At 42.6% G+C, this 16665-nt stretch carries 11 protein-coding genes and 1 tRNA gene; 7 read left to right on the top strand and 5 right to left on the bottom strand.

The genetic code is table 11. The features are described 5' to 3' along the window. The first annotated feature begins 8 nt into the window (after nt 1-8). The 3 genes from BVU_RS01090 (at nt 9) to BVU_RS01080 (ending at nt 4975) form a co-directional block, all read left to right on the top strand. Nucleotides 9-392, top strand: a complete 384-nt coding sequence (locus tag BVU_RS01090; RefSeq protein WP_005843590.1) for an L-rhamnose mutarotase — start codon at nt 9-11, stop codon at nt 390-392. An 83-nt stretch (nt 393-475) separates the two neighbouring features. Next, nucleotides 476-2347 carry a glycoside hydrolase family 97 protein gene (locus tag BVU_RS01085; RefSeq protein WP_005843592.1) on the top strand — a complete coding sequence of 624 codons (1872 nt, stop codon included), beginning with the start codon at nt 476-478 and terminating at the stop codon, nt 2345-2347. A 174-nt stretch (nt 2348-2521) separates the two neighbouring features. Continuing rightward, complete coding sequence (locus BVU_RS01080) at nt 2522-4975, top strand: glycoside hydrolase family 31 protein (protein WP_005843594.1); 2454 nt, start codon at nt 2522-2524, stop codon at nt 4973-4975. 100 nt (nt 4976-5075) lie between these two features. Here the strand turns inward: BVU_RS01080 and BVU_RS01075 are convergent. The 4 genes from BVU_RS01075 to BVU_RS01060 form a co-directional block, all read right to left on the bottom strand. Next, nucleotides 5076-5157: transfer RNA gene (locus BVU_RS01075), tRNA-Leu, on the bottom strand. 68 nt (nt 5158-5225) lie between these two features. After that, nucleotides 5226-6254, bottom strand: a complete 1029-nt coding sequence (locus tag BVU_RS01070) for a S41 family peptidase (protein WP_005843596.1) — start codon at nt 6252-6254, stop codon at nt 5226-5228. An 8-nt stretch (nt 6255-6262) separates the two neighbouring features. Further along, nucleotides 6263-7108, bottom strand: coding sequence for a DUF3316 domain-containing protein (locus tag BVU_RS01065; protein WP_005853691.1), 846 nt, complete (start codon nt 7106-7108; stop codon nt 6263-6265). A gap of 3 nt (nt 7109-7111) precedes the next feature. Further along, nucleotides 7112-9805, bottom strand: coding sequence for a DNA gyrase/topoisomerase IV subunit A (locus BVU_RS01060; protein WP_005843601.1), 2694 nt, complete (start codon nt 9803-9805; stop codon nt 7112-7114). Nucleotides 9806-9956: 151 nt separating this feature from the next. On the opposite strand from BVU_RS01060, the gene BVU_RS01055 reads away from it, so the two are divergent. Both BVU_RS01055 and BVU_RS01050 read left to right on the top strand, forming a co-directional pair. Continuing rightward, a complete protein-coding gene (locus BVU_RS01055; RefSeq protein ID WP_005843603.1) occupies nt 9957-11498 on the top strand; it encodes a glycine--tRNA ligase in 1542 nt (513 codons plus the stop codon). Between the two features lie 10 nt (nt 11499-11508). Then, nucleotides 11509-12150: an FKBP-type peptidyl-prolyl cis-trans isomerase gene (locus BVU_RS01050; protein WP_008670377.1), complete on the top strand. Its 642-nt coding sequence runs from the start codon at nt 11509-11511 to the stop codon at nt 12148-12150. 482 nt (nt 12151-12632) lie between these two features. Here the strand turns inward: BVU_RS01050 and BVU_RS01045 are convergent, their stop codons facing one another. Continuing rightward, a complete protein-coding gene (locus tag BVU_RS01045) occupies nt 12633-13643 on the bottom strand; it encodes an aspartate-semialdehyde dehydrogenase (RefSeq protein WP_005853694.1) in 1011 nt (336 codons plus the stop codon). A 165-nt stretch (nt 13644-13808) separates the two neighbouring features. Here BVU_RS01045 and BVU_RS01040 point away from each other — a divergent pair, with 165 nt between their 5' ends. Both BVU_RS01040 and BVU_RS01035 read left to right on the top strand, forming a co-directional pair. Further along, a complete protein-coding gene (locus tag BVU_RS01040; protein ID WP_011964666.1) occupies nt 13809-15956 on the top strand; it encodes a cation:proton antiporter in 2148 nt (715 codons plus the stop codon). Continuing rightward, a complete protein-coding gene (locus BVU_RS01035) occupies nt 15943-16665 on the top strand; it encodes a tRNA threonylcarbamoyladenosine dehydratase (RefSeq protein WP_005843612.1) in 723 nt (240 codons plus the stop codon). Before BVU_RS01040 ends, BVU_RS01035 begins: the two co-directional genes overlap by 14 nt.

Here is a 16665-nt window from a genome sequence, read left to right as displayed (position 1 = left end):
AAGATAAGATGAAAGAAAATGGATATGAAATGAAAAGATATGGCTATCCGGTAAAGAGATATTGTCAGACAATGGATTTGAAGGATGATCCGGAGCTGATAGCGAAGTATCGGGAGTGCCACAGTAAGGAGAAGTCGTGGCGGGAGATCAGAGAGGGGATCCGTTCAGTTGGTATTTTAGAAATGGAAATATATATATGCGGTAATCGGTTATTCATGATTGTCGAAACTCCTATTGATTTCGATTGGGAATCTGCTATGGCTAAACTTGCGACTTTACCCCGACAGCAGGAATGGGAAGATTTTGTATCGGTATTCCAACAATGCAGGAAAGGGGAACTTGCTAAAGAAAAATGGAGTATGATGGAACGTATGTTTTATCTATATGAATAATTAAAAAAGAGAGGAAAGAGAGGGTGCTGATGAAGTATTCTCTTTTTCCTTAAAATATAATAGAAGGTACATTGAACAATTTAATGATTATGAAATATTTTACTATCATTGCACTGTTGTGCTTATCCTGCATTTCATGTACGATGCAGAACAATTTATTACAATCTCCTAACGGTAAGATAGCCATTGAATATCATGCTGAAAAAGGTTTTTCTGTTATTTATCATAGTGGGCGGGATAAAGTTAAAATGATGTCATTACCTGAAATAGGTCTAAAAACGTCGGATACGGATGATTGCTTTAAATTGATAAGCTCAACTCCTGTAACTTCTGTAGTTGATGATTATGAAATGCTGACTGGTAAACGCAGGCATTGCCATAATGAGGCTAATGAATGTACTTATCGGTTTGAAAATGTCAAAGGACTTCGGGTAGATCTTATTTTCCGGGTTTATAATGATGGTATAGCTTTCCGTTATCATCTTCCTAAAACCAAAGAAGAGATTGTGGTTCTTGATGAGTACACTGCATTTGCTTTTACTCCAGGTATCAAGCGTTGGACACAAAAATTTACTGTAGGTTATGAGGGCTTTTATTGGCCAAATACGGACGGCGTTGCAGATAATGAGGGACGTGAGTGGAGTTTTCCAACATTGTTCCAACCTTCGGACAGCGCTTTTGTACTATTAACCGAAGCCAACATATTACGTGATAACACAGGAGCTTATCTTACTAATGCAGCTGATTCTTCTATCTATAAGATAAAATTATCGGATGAACGGTTGATATGCCCATCCGGCTGGTATTCACCTTGGCGTGTCGCTATCATAGGAACATTAGCTGATATTGTCGAATCGACTTTGGTAACTGATGTGAGTGAACCATGTAAAATCCAAGATACCCAATGGATAAAACCTGGATTGGTCTCTTGGATATATTGGGCATATAATCATGGTTCTAAGGATTATCAAATAGTGAAGAAATATATTGATTTTGCCGCAGACTTTGATTTGCCCTATATGTTGATTGATTGGGAATGGGATGCAATGGGGAATGGAGGAAATCTGAATGATGCAATGAACTATTGTAAAGAGAAAAATGTAACTCCTTTGATATGGTATAATTCTTCTACTGCATGGTGTGATCCTACTCCGTTATATCGGTTGAATACCCCGGAAGTGCGTGACAAAGAATTTGAATGGCTAAAAGAAATAGGTATTCAGGGAGTTAAGATAGACTTTTTTGGTGGAGATTCTATAGGTACGATGAATTATTATATTGATTTGCTGGAGGATGCAGCCAGGCATAAATTGTTAGTCAATTTTCATGGGGCAGCTATTCCCAGAGGCTGGCAACGGACATACCCAAACCTGATGAGTGTGGAAGCGGTATATGGGTCCGAATGGTATAATAATAAACCGACATTGACTGATAATGCAGCTTGGCATAATTGTACCTTGCCTTTTACCCGTAATGTGATAGGTCCGATGGACTATACGCCTTGTACATTTACCAATTCACAACATCCACATATCACTACCGATGCGCATGAATTGGCGTTACTTGTTATTTTTGAGTCGGCTCTACAGCATTTGGCAGATCGTCCTGAAGGGTATAGGCAACAACCGGTAGAGGTACAGAACTTTATCAGGTATCTTCCGGTTGCATGGGAGGATACCAGACTGCTGTCCGGTTATCCGGCTGAAAGTGTTGTTATTGCTCGTAAAAGTAAGGATAGTTGGTATATTTCCGGTTTGAATGGTACGGAAAATACAAAATCATTTCGTGTGAATTTGGAGTTTATTAAAGATTCTATTCAGCTTATCCAACTGTTTTCGGATACTACTGATGGGAAACAAATAAAAATTGAAAATTCGGCATTCGATACCAAAGAATTGAATATAGAGTGCCAGCCTCGCGGAGGTTTTGTGGTATGGGTTAAGTTGAGGAAATAGGATAAGGGTAAGTGTTTTTAGCATATAGACAATTGTTTTGATATTGCTATGGAAGTTTTTATTAATGATGATAGATAAGCTTATCCCTTTGAGGAGATAGAATAAAAATAGTTTATGCTGGATTGGTGGAAGGTTAATTAATACTTATTGATAACTAATATAAAGTTAGAGTTTATGAAACGAGAACTTATTTTTACATTCTGTTGTCTGTTGACCACTTTGGTGTGGTCGCAGGAATATCAGCGGACAGAAACAGGCATTAAGGCTTCTATTTTTGGGAAAAAGATAGATGTGGAAGTGCAATGGTTTAATGCTAATAGTCTGCGCGTGTTGAAAATGCCGCATGGGCAATCGGTAGATAAGAAAAGTCTTTCGGTTATTGCAAGACCTGAAAAAACGGCTCTTAAAGTTTCTACGTCGGAAGATGGCAATATTGTAATGAAGAGCCGTTTACTGACGGTGAAACTAGACACAAAAACAGGTGTTCTGATTTATGAAACACGTAATGGGATGCCCCTATTGAAGGAATTGGAGAATGTGAAGGCATTCATACCTGTCAATGACGCAGGGCGGGCTACTTATTCTGTTTACCAAAGTTTTAAAACCGATAAGGATGAAGGGCTTTATGGACTTGGACAACTTCAAAACGGACAGATGATGCAACGTGGAATAGAGAAGTATCTGGTGCAAGGCAATACAGAAGACGTAACTCCTGTTTTTCAGTCGACTAAGGGATATGGTGTATTTTGGGATAATTATGCAGGTACGATGTATGTTGATAATGAAGAGGAAACGTCGTTCCGTTCAGATGTAGGCGATTGTATCGATTATTATTTCATGTATGGCGGTTCGGCTGACGGTGTAATTGCACAGATTCGCTTGCTGACCGGTTCTGTTCCTATGATGCCTTTGTGGAGTTATGGATTTATGCAAAGCAAAGAGCGCTATAAGAGTCAGGATGAAGTGGTAAGTGTTGTGAAGAAATACCGTGAATTGGGCATACCGCTTGACTGTATCATTCAGGATTGGCAATATTGGGGAAGTAACTATTTATGGAATGCAATGGAGTTCCTGAATTACGAGTACCGTGATCCGAAAAGGATGATTGATGAAGTCCACGGCTTGAATGCACACATGATGATTTCCATTTGGTCTTCTTTTGGTCCAAAGACTAAACCTTTCAAGGAACTTGAGAAGGAAGGGTTGCTGATGGATATGGCTACATGGCCCGAATCGGGTGTGGAAGGATGGCCGCCTAACTTTGATTATCCTTCTGGCGTGAAGGTTTATGATCCATATCATCCGAAGGCTCGTGATATTTATTGGAATTACTTGAACAAAGGTATCTTTCAGCTTGGCATGGACGGATGGTGGATGGACTCGACAGAACCTGACCACTTTAACCCCAAAGATTCGGATTTCGACCGACAGACTTATTCCGGTTCCTTCCGTAGCGTACGGAACGCTTTTCCGCTCGTAACAGTAGGCGGAGTGTCTGATCATCAGCGTGCTCTGACTCGCGATAAGCGTGTCATTATCTTGACCCGTTCAGGATTCTTGGGGCAACAACGTTATGGCTCAAATGTATGGACGGGCGATGTAGGATCTTCATGGGATATGTTTCGTAGGCAAATTACTGCCGGGTTGAATTTTTCTCTGACGGGAATGCCGCATTGGAATACTGACCTTGGCGGATTCTTTGCCGGTTCTTATAACAATAGCTTGGGAGGTGGAACGGCTACAAAAAATCCTATGTTCCATGAATTGTATGTGCGTTGGGCGCAATTCGGTGTATTTTGTCCAATGATGCGTAGTCACGGGGCTGATGCACCTCGCGAAATTTTCCTCTATGGTAAAGCTGGTGAGCCGGTGTATGATGCATTGGTTGATGCTATAAAACTCCGTTATTCGTTGATGCCTTATATCTATTCTACATCTTGGGAAGTAAGTCATCGTAATTCCACGTTTATGCGGGCACTATTCATGGATTTTCTCAGTGATCCTAAGACATGGAACATGGGCAGTGAGTATATGTTTGGATCATCCTTTTTGGTGGCACCTGTATTACATGCCCAATACACTCCTGAGCAGGCACAGCAAATCTTGAAAGAGAATGAAGGGTGGGGCTGCAAAGCGCAGGAGTCTGATATCCCTCTATTGTCTGTCGATTTTACTCAATCTAAAGAAATGGAACTATATTTGCCTGCCGGTAGCCAATGGTATGATTTTTGGACGAACGAAGTGGCAGAAGGTGGGCAGAAGCTGAAGGTGACGACTGTGTTCAATCGTATTCCGCTTTATGTACGTGCTGGAAGCATCGTGCCGTTAGGTCCCGATGTGCAATACGTGACCGAGAAGAAATGGGACAATCTCAAGGTTTGTGTTTATCCTGGTGCCGATGGTAATTTTGTGCTTTATGAGGATGAAGGCAATAACTATAATTACGAAAACGGTGCTTATACTGAAATTCCGATGACTTGGAATGATGCCAAGCGGACATTGACTATTGATGCACGTCGTGGCTGCTATGAAGGGATGCTGGATGAGCGGAAGTTTACAGTTCGAATGCCGGATGGAAGTGAAAAGACAGTGCTTTATAAAGGGAAAAAAATAAATGTGAAATTTTAGTATGCCACATGATTTTTGAGAACTAGTTTCTTCTAGTAAAGAAAAGCCCTCGAAATTATCCGATTTCGAGGGCTTTTGTCTGTTTCTATACGGAAACTTGTGCGCGTGATAGGACTCGAACCTACACGTCTCACGACACCAGATCCTAAGTCTGGCGCGGCTACCAATTACGCCACACGCGCGACATTGCTTTTGGTAAGCGGGTGCAAAGATAAGCAATATTTCTTAAGTACCAAAGATTTTTAGAAAATTATTCTTTGTGGCTATGTAAATATTCACGTGCAGCCTCAATAATGGTATCTACATTGCGTTGCATATCCTCTGAACTCATATTGACTTTGATGTCCGGATCTATACCGAATTCCAGATGTTGCATATCCGCATCGTACATGGGGCTGGCCGAGAAGCGGACAGACCAGCCGTTGGGTAGTTCGGAGGAGAAGGGCAGGCCGGAACCGCCACCTGTTTTGTCACCGATGATGGTTACTTTAGGTAGTATTTTCATTCTGTTCACAAAATCATTAGTGGCGCTGAAAGAGCGGCGGTTAGTCAGCACTACCGCCTGTTTTTGCCAGCGTACACGGTCTAGTGACGGTTCCAGCCAAACTGCTTTGGGAGTGGAGAAGTCATTGTGCCCCGGTCCGGTTTTATGGGACATATAGCCTACCAGCACTTTTTCATTCGTGAAACGTGCGGCTAATTTCTCGGCTGTGGTAAGATTACCACCCGAATTATTTCGCACATCAATAATCAACCCATCACAAATAGCCAGTTTGTTTAGAACCTCGTCCAGATTTCCTTCACCGATGCCCGATTGGAAACTGCCACAATAAATATAGGCTATATTGTCCTCGAATATCTGATACTTCATACCCGAGGATTGGGCATAATCCTTACCTAGATAAACACGTTGGATGCTGTCGCTGAAATTGGCCGGATAGCTGTCAAACCATTCACGATATTGGGAGTACTCCAGTTTGGAAGACAGATTTACGTGTCCGTCACGCAACTCGTTCAGCATATCTGCCAGAACTTCGAATAACTGTTCATTATTCATGCCTTTGGATATTCTCTGTTTATACTGGCTGTATATTTCATTCCAGTCCAATCCGTATTCCTGCTTTTTATAGTCAAGGAAACAATACTGGCGGTCGATAGTCTGCCATAATGCTTCGAAGTTGCCTTCGGGGGAGTTGTCGTATTCGTCCTCCGTGATGCACGAAGTAAATAATACAACAGACAATAACAGACTGATAAAAATATAACTATTTCTTTTCATCCTCTATATTAATAAGGGCTGACCCGGCTGGGCATCGCCACTTTGTTCTTACCTTTTAATAAATAAAAGTTTTTCACGAAACCTATCATAAAGGCGTGTGACCATATATGACTTTTCAGATTATTGACTTTCGCCTGCTGGATATCACATAGGTATCCGAAACGCATATTGACCGACCGGATAGGAAAATCCAATGTAACCAGCTGTCGCAAGGAAGGTTGGTTATGCAGGGAAGTGAACAGCACATTCTTGCCGCCATTCTTTAAACTGAATATCTCATAATAAGATTGTCCGTATTCCGGGGAAAACATAATCCCCATGACAGGCAGATTGGCTTGATAACGGGCTATCAGCGGATAGTTACCGATATGAAACCGATAGATGACCATACCCGATGCCGCCAGATTGACATATGCTTTAGCTTGGGCGGGATTATTGGAATTTCGCATGTTATAGATGAACCCGCCGTTCAAGTCCAGCATGGGACCCGCCAGTATCTTCAAGTTTTCTGTCAGCCGGAACTGGTAATGCAGTGCATAATTCCAATTGACCATACCTGCCATTTCATTACTTGTTTCTGCTTTATTTTCTGTCAGGGACAGATTGGCTTGGAACAGACTTTGAACAGACACGTTGCCATTCATCAGTTTGGTCATGCGCATACTTTCACGCAGGATACGAATTTCGGGTCCGGTATATTCCATCGGTGAAAGATAGGTGTCCAATATATTTGTAAAACCGGCACCGTAAAGAGTAGCTCTCATAACGTAGCGGTTTGCTTGTAAGCTGTCTTCCTGCGCCTGCGAAGACAGACCCAAAAACAGGGACAGTAATAACAGGAGAATTTTCTTCATTTTTTAAAACAGTTTCATCTGGCCGGTAATTTCATCAATGATATCTGTTTCACTCTTACCATGATCCGGATCTTCAATTTCGGCAGTTTCTTCGTTTTCATCAGTCCCCTCTTCCGCACCGTCCTCTTCTTTGGAAGGTTCGGGGAAGCGTAAAGGTTCCAGTTCATTTATTTGTTCAATGTTGTAAGTACTGATTCGTTTTCCTTTCGCTTTGAAACTCTTGATTCCGATGAATTCGTCCACATCTATTTCCAATGGATCACGGAAACTGTCATGTCCTCCGAATATGACTTGTATGCGTGGATAAGCCACACAAGTAAGCAATATAGAACGACTTTCCTTATTCTCGCCCAAATAATTGAGACGGCGTGAAGTGGATTCAAAAGTGAATCGTTTCAGATAAGGATATCCCTGGTCGGCATCAAATAAAGCGGCGGACCATACCTTGTTGGCATCGAACTTCTCGATGATGTGGATCCCCGGATCATAATGATTGTTCAAATCGAAGTTACTGGTATAGAATTCTCCATTTTCATGGACTATTAAAATCAATTCGTCACTTTGGAATTCTCCCAGATATTCACCGCGTCCGTCATAGTTCAAGCGGAGTACATCCCGGTCAAACCATACTTTTCTTCCACCCAGGGTAGAGCCGCCACGTTGTTTCAAGGCTATTTTATGTACTTCGTATTTAGACAGGATATTGCCCATGGACTGGCGTCCCTTTATATTGATGTCACTGAAATCTTTTTCATATATGATTTTTTTGATACGCGGATTCGGCTTTAAGGTAATCTTGATAACCTCCGCTTCCCCATTGGGATTGGCTGTAAAGTAAACGATACGTGAGCCGGGCGTACCTTGCGTTACATCATATTCACGGTCGCGGGTGATGGAGGTAATGTTGAATCGTTTGATATAGTGAAACCCTTCTTTTCCATCCCGATAGACCACATTGTATATGGTACGTTTGTCGTTTTTCTTGAAGATATTGACATAGAGAACATTCTTGCCGACAAACATTTTATCTGTTACACGAACCACTTTGTATTTGCCGTCTTTATAGAAGATAATCACATCGTCAATATCTGAACAGTTGGCTATAAATTCATCTTTTTTCAAGGCGGTGCCGATAAAGCCTTCTTCGCGGTTGATATAGAGTTTTTCGTTAGCTTCCACTACCTTCGCCGCCTCAATGGTATCGAAGTTACGTAACTCTGTACGGCGGGGGTATTGTTTGCCATATTTATCTTTCAACATCTGATACCAATCAATGGTATATTCTACGATATGTGCCAGATGATTGTTTATTTCTTCAATCTGTTCCTTGATACGGGCTATGTTCTCATCTGCTTTATCCTTATTGAACTTCAGAATCCGGGCCATCTTGATATCCAATAACTTCAGAATATCCTCTTTGGTCACTTCACGGATAAATTGCGGATAGAAAGGAGTCAGCCGTTCATCAATGAATTCGCAGGCGGCATCTGTATTTTCGGATTGCTCGAACTTTACTTCCTTATAAATCCGTTCTTCGATAAAGATTTTTTCCAATGATGCGAAATGAAGGTTTTCAAGCAATTCTCCTTTGTGTATTTCCAACTCTTGACGAAGCAGGGACAACGTGTTGTCCGTGGCTTTTTTAAGGACGGCACTGACTGTAAGGAAGTGGGGTTTCTTTTCATCAATTACACAGCAATTGGGAGATATGCTTACTTCACAATCAGTAAATGCATAGAGCGCGTCCAAGGTTTTGTCCGAGGATACTCCCGGAGCAAGGTGCACTAGGATTTCCACTTTTTCAGAAGTAAGATCTTCCACTTTCCGGATCTTGATTTTTCCCTTTTCACTGGCTTTGACAATAGAGTCGCATACCCCCGGGACAGTCTTTCCGAAAGGCACTTCGGCTATGGACAATGTTTTGTTGTCTATTTTATTGATTTTAGCACGTACTTTCACCATTCCGCCGCGTTCTCCATCGTTGTAGCGTGATACATCAATAGAGCCTCCTGTCTGGAAATCGGGATAGAGTTTGAATTCCTCACCACGCAAATAGGCAATGGAGGCATCACACAGTTCGTTAAAATTGTGTGGCAGGATTTTGGAAGAAAGGCCCACAGCAATACCTTCTACTCCCTGAGCGAGCAAGAGCGGGAATTTGACAGGTAGGGTGATCGGCTCTTTGTTTCGTCCGTCGTATGATGCTTGCCATTCGGTGGTTTTGGGATTGAAAACCACATCCAATGCGAATTTGGACAGACGTGCTTCGATATAACGGGGGGCAGCGGCACCGTCGCCTGTCAGTATGTTACCCCAGTTTCCCTGACAGTCTATCAACAGATCCTTTTGGCCTAGCTGCACCAACGCATCGCCTATGGAAGCATCGCCGTGCGGGTGAAACTGCATGGTATGTCCTACAATGTTTGCAACTTTGTTATATCGGCCGTCATCCAATCTTTTCATAGAGTGGAGGATACGTCTTTGGACAGGTTTCAAACCATCATTGATGTGCGGTACGGCACGTTCCAGTATTACGTAAGAGGCATAGTCCAAAAACCAGTTCTGATACATTCCGCTCAGCTGGTGCTTCACCCCTGTGTTTTTGGTATCGGCAGGTTTATAGTCCAAGTGTCCGTTCTCCGGCGTGGGGATATTTTCTTCGTTTTGTTCCTCTTTATCAATAAAATCGTCGCTCATATATATTTAAATTCCTTAATGTTCTGATGATATGCACGCAAAAATACGACTTTTATTGAAAAAAATCATTTACTTTGCATATTATTTCGCCCTTATTAAAGGTTGAAAACAGGAAAAAACAACAAAAGTGTAAGAATAAACAGATAAGAAAATGGCACAAGAAGATGTTTTTAAGAAATTAGTATCGCACTGTAAAGAGTATGGTTTTGTATTTCCGTCCAGTGATATCTATGACGGACTGGGCGCTGTATACGATTACGGTCAGATGGGAGTGGAGTTGAAGAATAATATCAAGCAATATTGGTGGCAGAGTATGGTGCTGCTGCACGAGAACATCGTAGGTATTGATTCTGCTATTTTTATGCATCCTACTATTTGGAAGGCTTCCGGACATGTGGACGCATTCAATGATCCTCTGATTGACAACCGCGATTCTAAAAAACGTTATCGTGCCGATGTGCTGATTGAAGACCAGCTTGCCAAATATGACGAGAAGATAAACAAAGAAGTGGCCAAGGCTGCCAAGAGATTTGGTGATGCTTTTGATGAGGCTCAGTTTCGTAGCACCAACGGTCGTGTTCTGGAGCATCAGGCCAAGCGCGACGCTTTACATGAACGGTTCTCAAAAGCTTTGAACGACAATGATTTGGATGAACTTCGTCAGATTATCATTGATGAAGAGATTGTTTGTCCTATTTCGGGAACCAAGAACTGGACTGAAGTACGTCAGTTCAATTTGATGTTCTCTACCGAAATGGGTTCTACTGCCGATGGTGCCATGAAGATTTATCTTCGTCCGGAAACAGCGCAGGGTATTTTTGTCAATTACCTGAATGTACAGAAGACCGGTCGTATGAAGATTCCTTTCGGTATCGCTCAGATTGGTAAGGCTTTCCGCAACGAGATCGTAGCCCGCCAGTTCATTTTCCGTATGCGTGAGTTTGAACAGATGGAGATGCAGTTCTTCGTAAAACCGGGTACTGAGCTGGAGTGGTTCCCCAAATGGAAAGAAACTCGTTTGAAATGGCATAAGGCATTAGGTTTCGGTGATGATCATTACCGTTTCCATGATCACGATAAACTGGCACATTATGCCAATGCAGCTACAGACATTGAATTCCTGATGCCGTTTGGATTCAAGGAAGTGGAAGGTATTCATAGCCGTACGAACTTTGACTTGAGTCAGCACGAGAAGTTCAGTGGCAAGAGCATCAAGTATTTCGATCCGGAATTGAACGAAAGCTATACTCCGTATGTTATTGAAACATCTATCGGTGTGGACCGTATGTTCCTTAGCATTATGAGTGCTGCTTATACAGAAGAGACATTGGAGAATGGTGAAACTCGTGTGGTATTGAAATTGCCTGCTGCTCTGGCTCCGGTGAAACTGGCCGTGATGCCGTTGGTGAAGAAAGACGGCCTGCCCGAGAAGGCGCGTGAGATTATGAATGACTTGAAGTTCCATTTCCACTGCCAGTATGATGAGAAAGACAGCATCGGCAAGCGTTACCGTCGTCAGGATGCCATCGGTACTCCGTATTGTATCACAGTAGACCACCAGACTTTGGAGGATAATTGTGTAACTTTGCGTAATCGTGATACCATGCAGCAGGAGCGTGTAGCTATTTCGGAACTGAACAATATCATTGCCGATAAAGTAAGTATAACAAGTCTGCTGAAGACTTTGCAATAATAAATGTATTATGAATAAAAGTATTCTTTGGCTGATTGGTCTGCTGTTTGTTACTTCCCTGTCCATTGTTTCATGTAGTGAAACGGATGGGACAGAAGATCCATATGCAAACTGGGAAGAGCGTAATCAGCGGTATATTGACTCCATTGCTACAGTGGCGGAAGCCAATCGAGGCAATGGAGAAGGGCAATGGAAAATCATCCGTTCCTATAAACTTCCATCTTTGGGATTGAATGAAACAGGAAAGATCATTGATAATGTTTACTGTAAGATTCAGAAAGTGGGAGATGGTACTGAGAGTCCTATTGCTACGGATACGGTAGCGGTGAATTATCGTGGTCAATTGATTAACGGTACGGTTTTTGACCAAAGTTATCAGGGTGAGCTTGATCCGGAAACTGCCACTCCTAGAAAATTTCTGGTAGGTGCGGTGATAGCAGGGTGGAGTACGGCCTTGATGAAAGGATTTGGTGGTATGAAAGCCGGTGACCAATGGAAGCTTTATATTCCTTATCCATTGGCTTACGGAAAAGATGGTACAGAAGGTATTCCCGGATATTCAACGTTGATATTTGATGTGAATTTGGTTGATATATTCCCGTTGAAGGGTACGGGAAAAAGCATTGATGATACCTTGGATGCTAAAAAATAGCTATCATAGAATATTGGAAAGAAGAGAGTATTGCAGTTTGTTGCAATGCTCTTTTTTTTATGGTGTTTTGATTCATGTCGGTTGGACGAGACGGGGGGGGCCTGTCAGGTGAATTGTTTGGGGATTTGCTGAAATGTTTTTGGGAAGTATGGCGTTTTCCTTGGTATGGTTAATGGTTCTTTTATCCGCTTGCTACGCGTTCCATTGTCTGTAAGGAATGGTTTAAAGGTTGGGGTAAAACGGCTTAATTATATTATATTAAGAAGAACTCTTGACGGAAACAAGAAGATTGTTTTATCGGGGATATAAATAAAACACTTCGTTTTTTCGGTATCCGCCGAAGTGTTTTTCCTTTCAGCATAATGTTGTGGGATAGTTTGACGGGCGAATAACTGTAAGAAACAATATAATCTTTATCTTGGTCAATTCATTAAACCAATGATTGACGCAAAGATAAAGATTATGACAAATTATTTAATAAATTATTTCACGTTTCCTACTTTGATCAAGTATTCGGCAATCTGAACAGCGTTCAATGCCGCACCTTTCTTAATCTGATCGCCTACAATCCAGAAAGTCAGTCCGTTTTCGTTTGCCAGATCTTTGCGGATACGACCTACGTAAACCGGATCTTTACCTGCCAGGAACAAAGGCATCGGATATTCTTTCTTTTCGGGATTGTCCATCAGTACCAGGCCTTCCCCTTTGGCAAAGGCTTCACGGGCTTCTTCAGGAGAAATGGGGCGTTCAGTTTCTACCCAGATACTTTCCGAGTGAGAACGGAGGGCGGGAACACGTACACACATGGCGCTAACCTGAATGTCGGAGTGCATAATCTTGCGTGTTTCGTTGAACATCTTCATTTCTTCTTTGGTATATCCATTGTCGGTAAATACATCAATCTGGGGAATCAGGTTGAATGCCAACTGGTAAGCGAATTTCTCTACGGTCACGGGCTCGTTAGCCAATACCTGACGATATTGTTCATACAATTCATCCATAGCTGCTGCACCTGCACCGCTGGCAGCTTGATAAGTAGCCACATGCACACGTTTTATGTGTGAAAGATTTTCGATGGCTTTCAGCGCAACTACCATCTGGATAGTTGTACAGTTGGGGTTAGCTATCACGTTACGGGGACGATTCAAAGCATCTTCCGGATTCACTTCGGGCACTACCAAAGGCACGTCGGCATCCATACGGTAAGCGCTGGAGTTGTCAATCAGTACGGCACCATGTTTGGTAATGGTTTCACAAAACTCTTTTGTGGTACCTGCGCCGGCTGATGTGAAAGCGATATCTACACCTTTAAAGTCATCGTTGTGCTGAAGGAGTTTCACTTCAATCTGTTTACCGCGGAATGTGTATTTTCGTCCTGCACTGCGTGAAGAACCGAATAACACTAACTCATCCAACGGGAAGTTCCTTTCATCGAGCACACGCAGGAACTCTTGTCCTACAGCTCCGCTCGCACCAACAATTGCTACTTTCATTTTGTTTTTTGTTTTATAAGATAAAATTTAGTAATACTTTAGAACTATCTCTCAGCATGTAAGTACGTTCTGCGTGCAAAATTAGAACATTTTAGAATATAAATCAGTAAAAAAGAAAGTTTTTTCGTAATTTTGTCGATATTATGGTATAAAACTTAAAAAAAGATGGAACTATTCGACCTTAACATACATTTTCCGGTCACAGATCCTACCTGGATATTCTTCCTGGTACTCATTATCATTCTGTTTGCCCCTATGATTTTGGGGCGTTTACGCATTCCGCATATTATTGGTATGATACTTGCCGGGGTAGTGGTAGGCAAGTATGGCTTTAACATTCTGGAGCGTGACAGCAGTTTTGAATTGTTTGGAAAGGTAGGACTTTACTACATTATGTTTTTGGCCGGTCTTGAGATGGATATGGACGATTTCAAGAAAAACAGGACAAAAGGATTGGTCTTTGGTATGTTTACTTTCCTCATCCCGATGGGGCTGGGCATATGGAGTAGCATGAGTATGCTGAACTATGGATTCCTGACTTCTGTGCTGCTGGCCAGTATGTATGCCAGTCACACCTTGATTGCTTATCCTATTATCAGCCGGTATGGCTTGTCGCGGCAACGGACGGTCAGTATCACTATTGGTGGTACGGCGGTGACTGTGGTGCTGGCTTTGATGGTGCTGGCTGTTATTGGTGGTATGTATAAAGGTGAGGACGTAGGCGGACTGTTTTGGGTGCTGTTGGTTGCCAAGGTGGTTTTGCTGTTCGGACTTATCATATTTTTAATGCCTCGCATCAGCCGGTGGTTTTTCCGTACATATGAGGATGCGGTGATGCAATTTATATTTGTGCTGGCTATGGTGTTCCTGGGCGGAGGCTTGATGGAACTGGTGGGGATGGAAGGTATTTTGGGAGCTTTCCTTGCCGGGCTGGTATTGAATCGTTTTGTTCCTCATGTTTCTCCTTTGATGAACCGGCTGGAGTTTGTGGGTAATGCGCTGTTTATTCCCTATTTCTTGATTGGGGTGGGAATGATTATTGATGTACGTTGCCTTTTTACGGAAGGTGAAGCGCTGAAAGTGGCGGTTGTAATGACCGTAGTGGCGACATTCAGTAAGTGGCTGGCTGCATGGATAACCCAGAAGATATATGGCATGAAAAAAGTGGAGGGCAGCCTGATATTCGGATTAAGCAATGCACAGGCTGCTGCGACTTTGGCCGCTGTGTTGATAGGTCACGGTATTATTATGGAAAATGGAGAGCGGTTGTTGAATGATGATGTTTTGAATGGTACGGTGGTCATGATTTTGTTCACTTGTATTATAAGTTCTGTTGTGACAGAGCGTGCCGCACGCAAAATGGTGACCCAGGAAAATCTGATGGAGGGCAGCGAAGGTAAGGAACAGGAACGCATCTTGATTCCGGTAGCTAATCCTGAAACCATAGAAGGGTTGGTAGGCATGGCTTTGATGATGAGGCATCCTAAACAAAAAGAGTCATTGGTGGCACTGAGTGTGATCAATGATAATAATACTTCAGAAACCAAGGAACTCATAGGCAAGCGTAACTTGGAGCGTACGGCGATGATTGCTGCTGCTGCCGATGCGTCTGTAAAGGCTGTGTTGCGTTATGATTTGAATATTGCGCAAGGTATTATTCATACGCAGAAAGAATATGCGGTAACGGATATTGTAATAGGTTTGCATCGTAAGACGAATTTGATGGATTCTTTCTTTGGTACAATGACGGAAAACTTGTTGAAGGGCACGAACCGCCAGATTATGATCGCTAAATTATTGATGCCTGTCAATACGTTGCGCCGGATTGTGGTGGCGGTTCCCGATAAGGCGGAATATGAAAAAGGTTTCTTGAAATGGATGACACAGCTCTGCCGTATGGGTAAACAATTGGGATGCCGCGTGCATTTCTTTGCTACGGAAGATACATTGAAGCATTTGCGTGCCCTGACAGAAAAACAGGAGGCGAATACTTTTACGGAGTTTTCTTTATTGGAAGAGTGGGATGATCTGCTTTTATTGACCGGACAGGTGAATTATGACCATCTGTTTGTGGTTGTGTCTTCGCGTAAAGGTTCCATCTCTTATCAGACTTCTTTTGAACGTCTGCCGTCACAAATCAGCAAGTACTTTGCCAATAACAGTTTGTTGATTGTGTATCCGGATCAGTTAGGGGACGATCCGCAAGAGATTGTTTCGTTTTCTGACCCTCGCGGGCAATCGGAAACACGAGTATATGATAATGTAGGAAAATGGTTCTACAAATGGTTTAAGAAAGGTGATGAACGAAATTAATATAGAGTGGCAGCAACGTACGGAGTTGTTGCTGGGAAAAGATAAGATGAAACGCCTGCGTCACGCTCATGTGCTGGTGGTAGGTTTAGGTGGAGTTGGGGCGTATGCTGCCGAGATGATTTGTCGTGCAGGAGTAGGCCGTATGACAATAGTGGATGCAGACATTGTGCAGCCCAGTAATATTAATCGTCAGCTTCCGGCCCTTCACTCTGCTGTGGGACGTCCCAAAGCGGAAATTTTGGCGGAACGTTTCCGTGATATTAATCCCGATTTGGAATTGACTGTATTGGTGGAGTATCTGAAAGATGAGCGTATTCCGGAATTGCTGGACAGTGCAAAATTTGATTTTGTGGTGGATGCCATTGATACGGTAGCTCCTAAATGTTACCTTATATATAATGTGCTTCAACGCCGTCTGCCCATTGTGAGTAGTATGGGGGCCGGTGCTAAATGGGATATTACTCAGGTTCGTTTTGCCGATTTATGGGATACTTACCATTGCGGATTAAGCAAAGCCGTGCGGAAGCGTTTGCAGAAAATGGGGATGAAGCGAAAACTTCCGGTTGTATTTAGTACAGAGCAGGCCGATCAGGATGCGGTGATATTGGTAGATGATGAGAAAAATAAGAAATCTACTGCCGGAACCGTGAGTTATATGCCGGCAGTCTTTGGCTGTTATCTGGCGGAGTATGTGATAAGAAGAATTTGA

It is taken from the genome of Phocaeicola vulgatus ATCC 8482 (assembly GCF_000012825.1).
Lineage (GTDB): Bacteria > Bacteroidota > Bacteroidia > Bacteroidales > Bacteroidaceae > Phocaeicola > Phocaeicola vulgatus.
This window is presented reverse-complemented; position numbering and strand designations above follow the sequence as displayed.

Bases quoted from the DNA above. Each gene is read 5' to 3' on its own strand.
- BVU_RS01090 (WP_005843590.1), top strand. From the start codon at position 9: ATGAAAGAAAATGGATATGAAATGAAAAGATATGGCTATCCGGTAAAG.
- BVU_RS01085 (WP_005843592.1), top strand. From the start codon at position 476: ATGATTATGAAATATTTTACTATCATTGCACTGTTGTGCTTATCCTGC.
- BVU_RS01080 (WP_005843594.1), top strand. From the start codon at position 2,522: ATGAAACGAGAACTTATTTTTACATTCTGTTGTCTGTTGACCACTTTG.
- BVU_RS01070 (WP_005843596.1), bottom strand. From the start codon at position 6,254: ATGAAAAGAAATAGTTATATTTTTATCAGTCTGTTATTGTCTGTTGTA.
- BVU_RS01065 (WP_005853691.1), bottom strand. From the start codon at position 7,108: ATGAAGAAAATTCTCCTGTTATTACTGTCCCTGTTTTTGGGTCTGTCT.
- BVU_RS01060 (WP_005843601.1), bottom strand. From the start codon at position 9,805: ATGAGCGACGATTTTATTGATAAAGAGGAACAAAACGAAGAAAATATC.
- BVU_RS01055 (WP_005843603.1), top strand. From the start codon at position 9,957: ATGGCACAAGAAGATGTTTTTAAGAAATTAGTATCGCACTGTAAAGAG.
- BVU_RS01050 (WP_008670377.1), top strand. From the start codon at position 11,509: ATGAATAAAAGTATTCTTTGGCTGATTGGTCTGCTGTTTGTTACTTCC.
- BVU_RS01045 (WP_005853694.1), bottom strand. From the start codon at position 13,643: ATGAAAGTAGCAATTGTTGGTGCGAGCGGAGCTGTAGGACAAGAGTTC.
- BVU_RS01040 (WP_011964666.1), top strand. From the start codon at position 13,809: ATGGAACTATTCGACCTTAACATACATTTTCCGGTCACAGATCCTACC.
- BVU_RS01035 (WP_005843612.1), top strand. From the start codon at position 15,943: ATGAACGAAATTAATATAGAGTGGCAGCAACGTACGGAGTTGTTGCTG.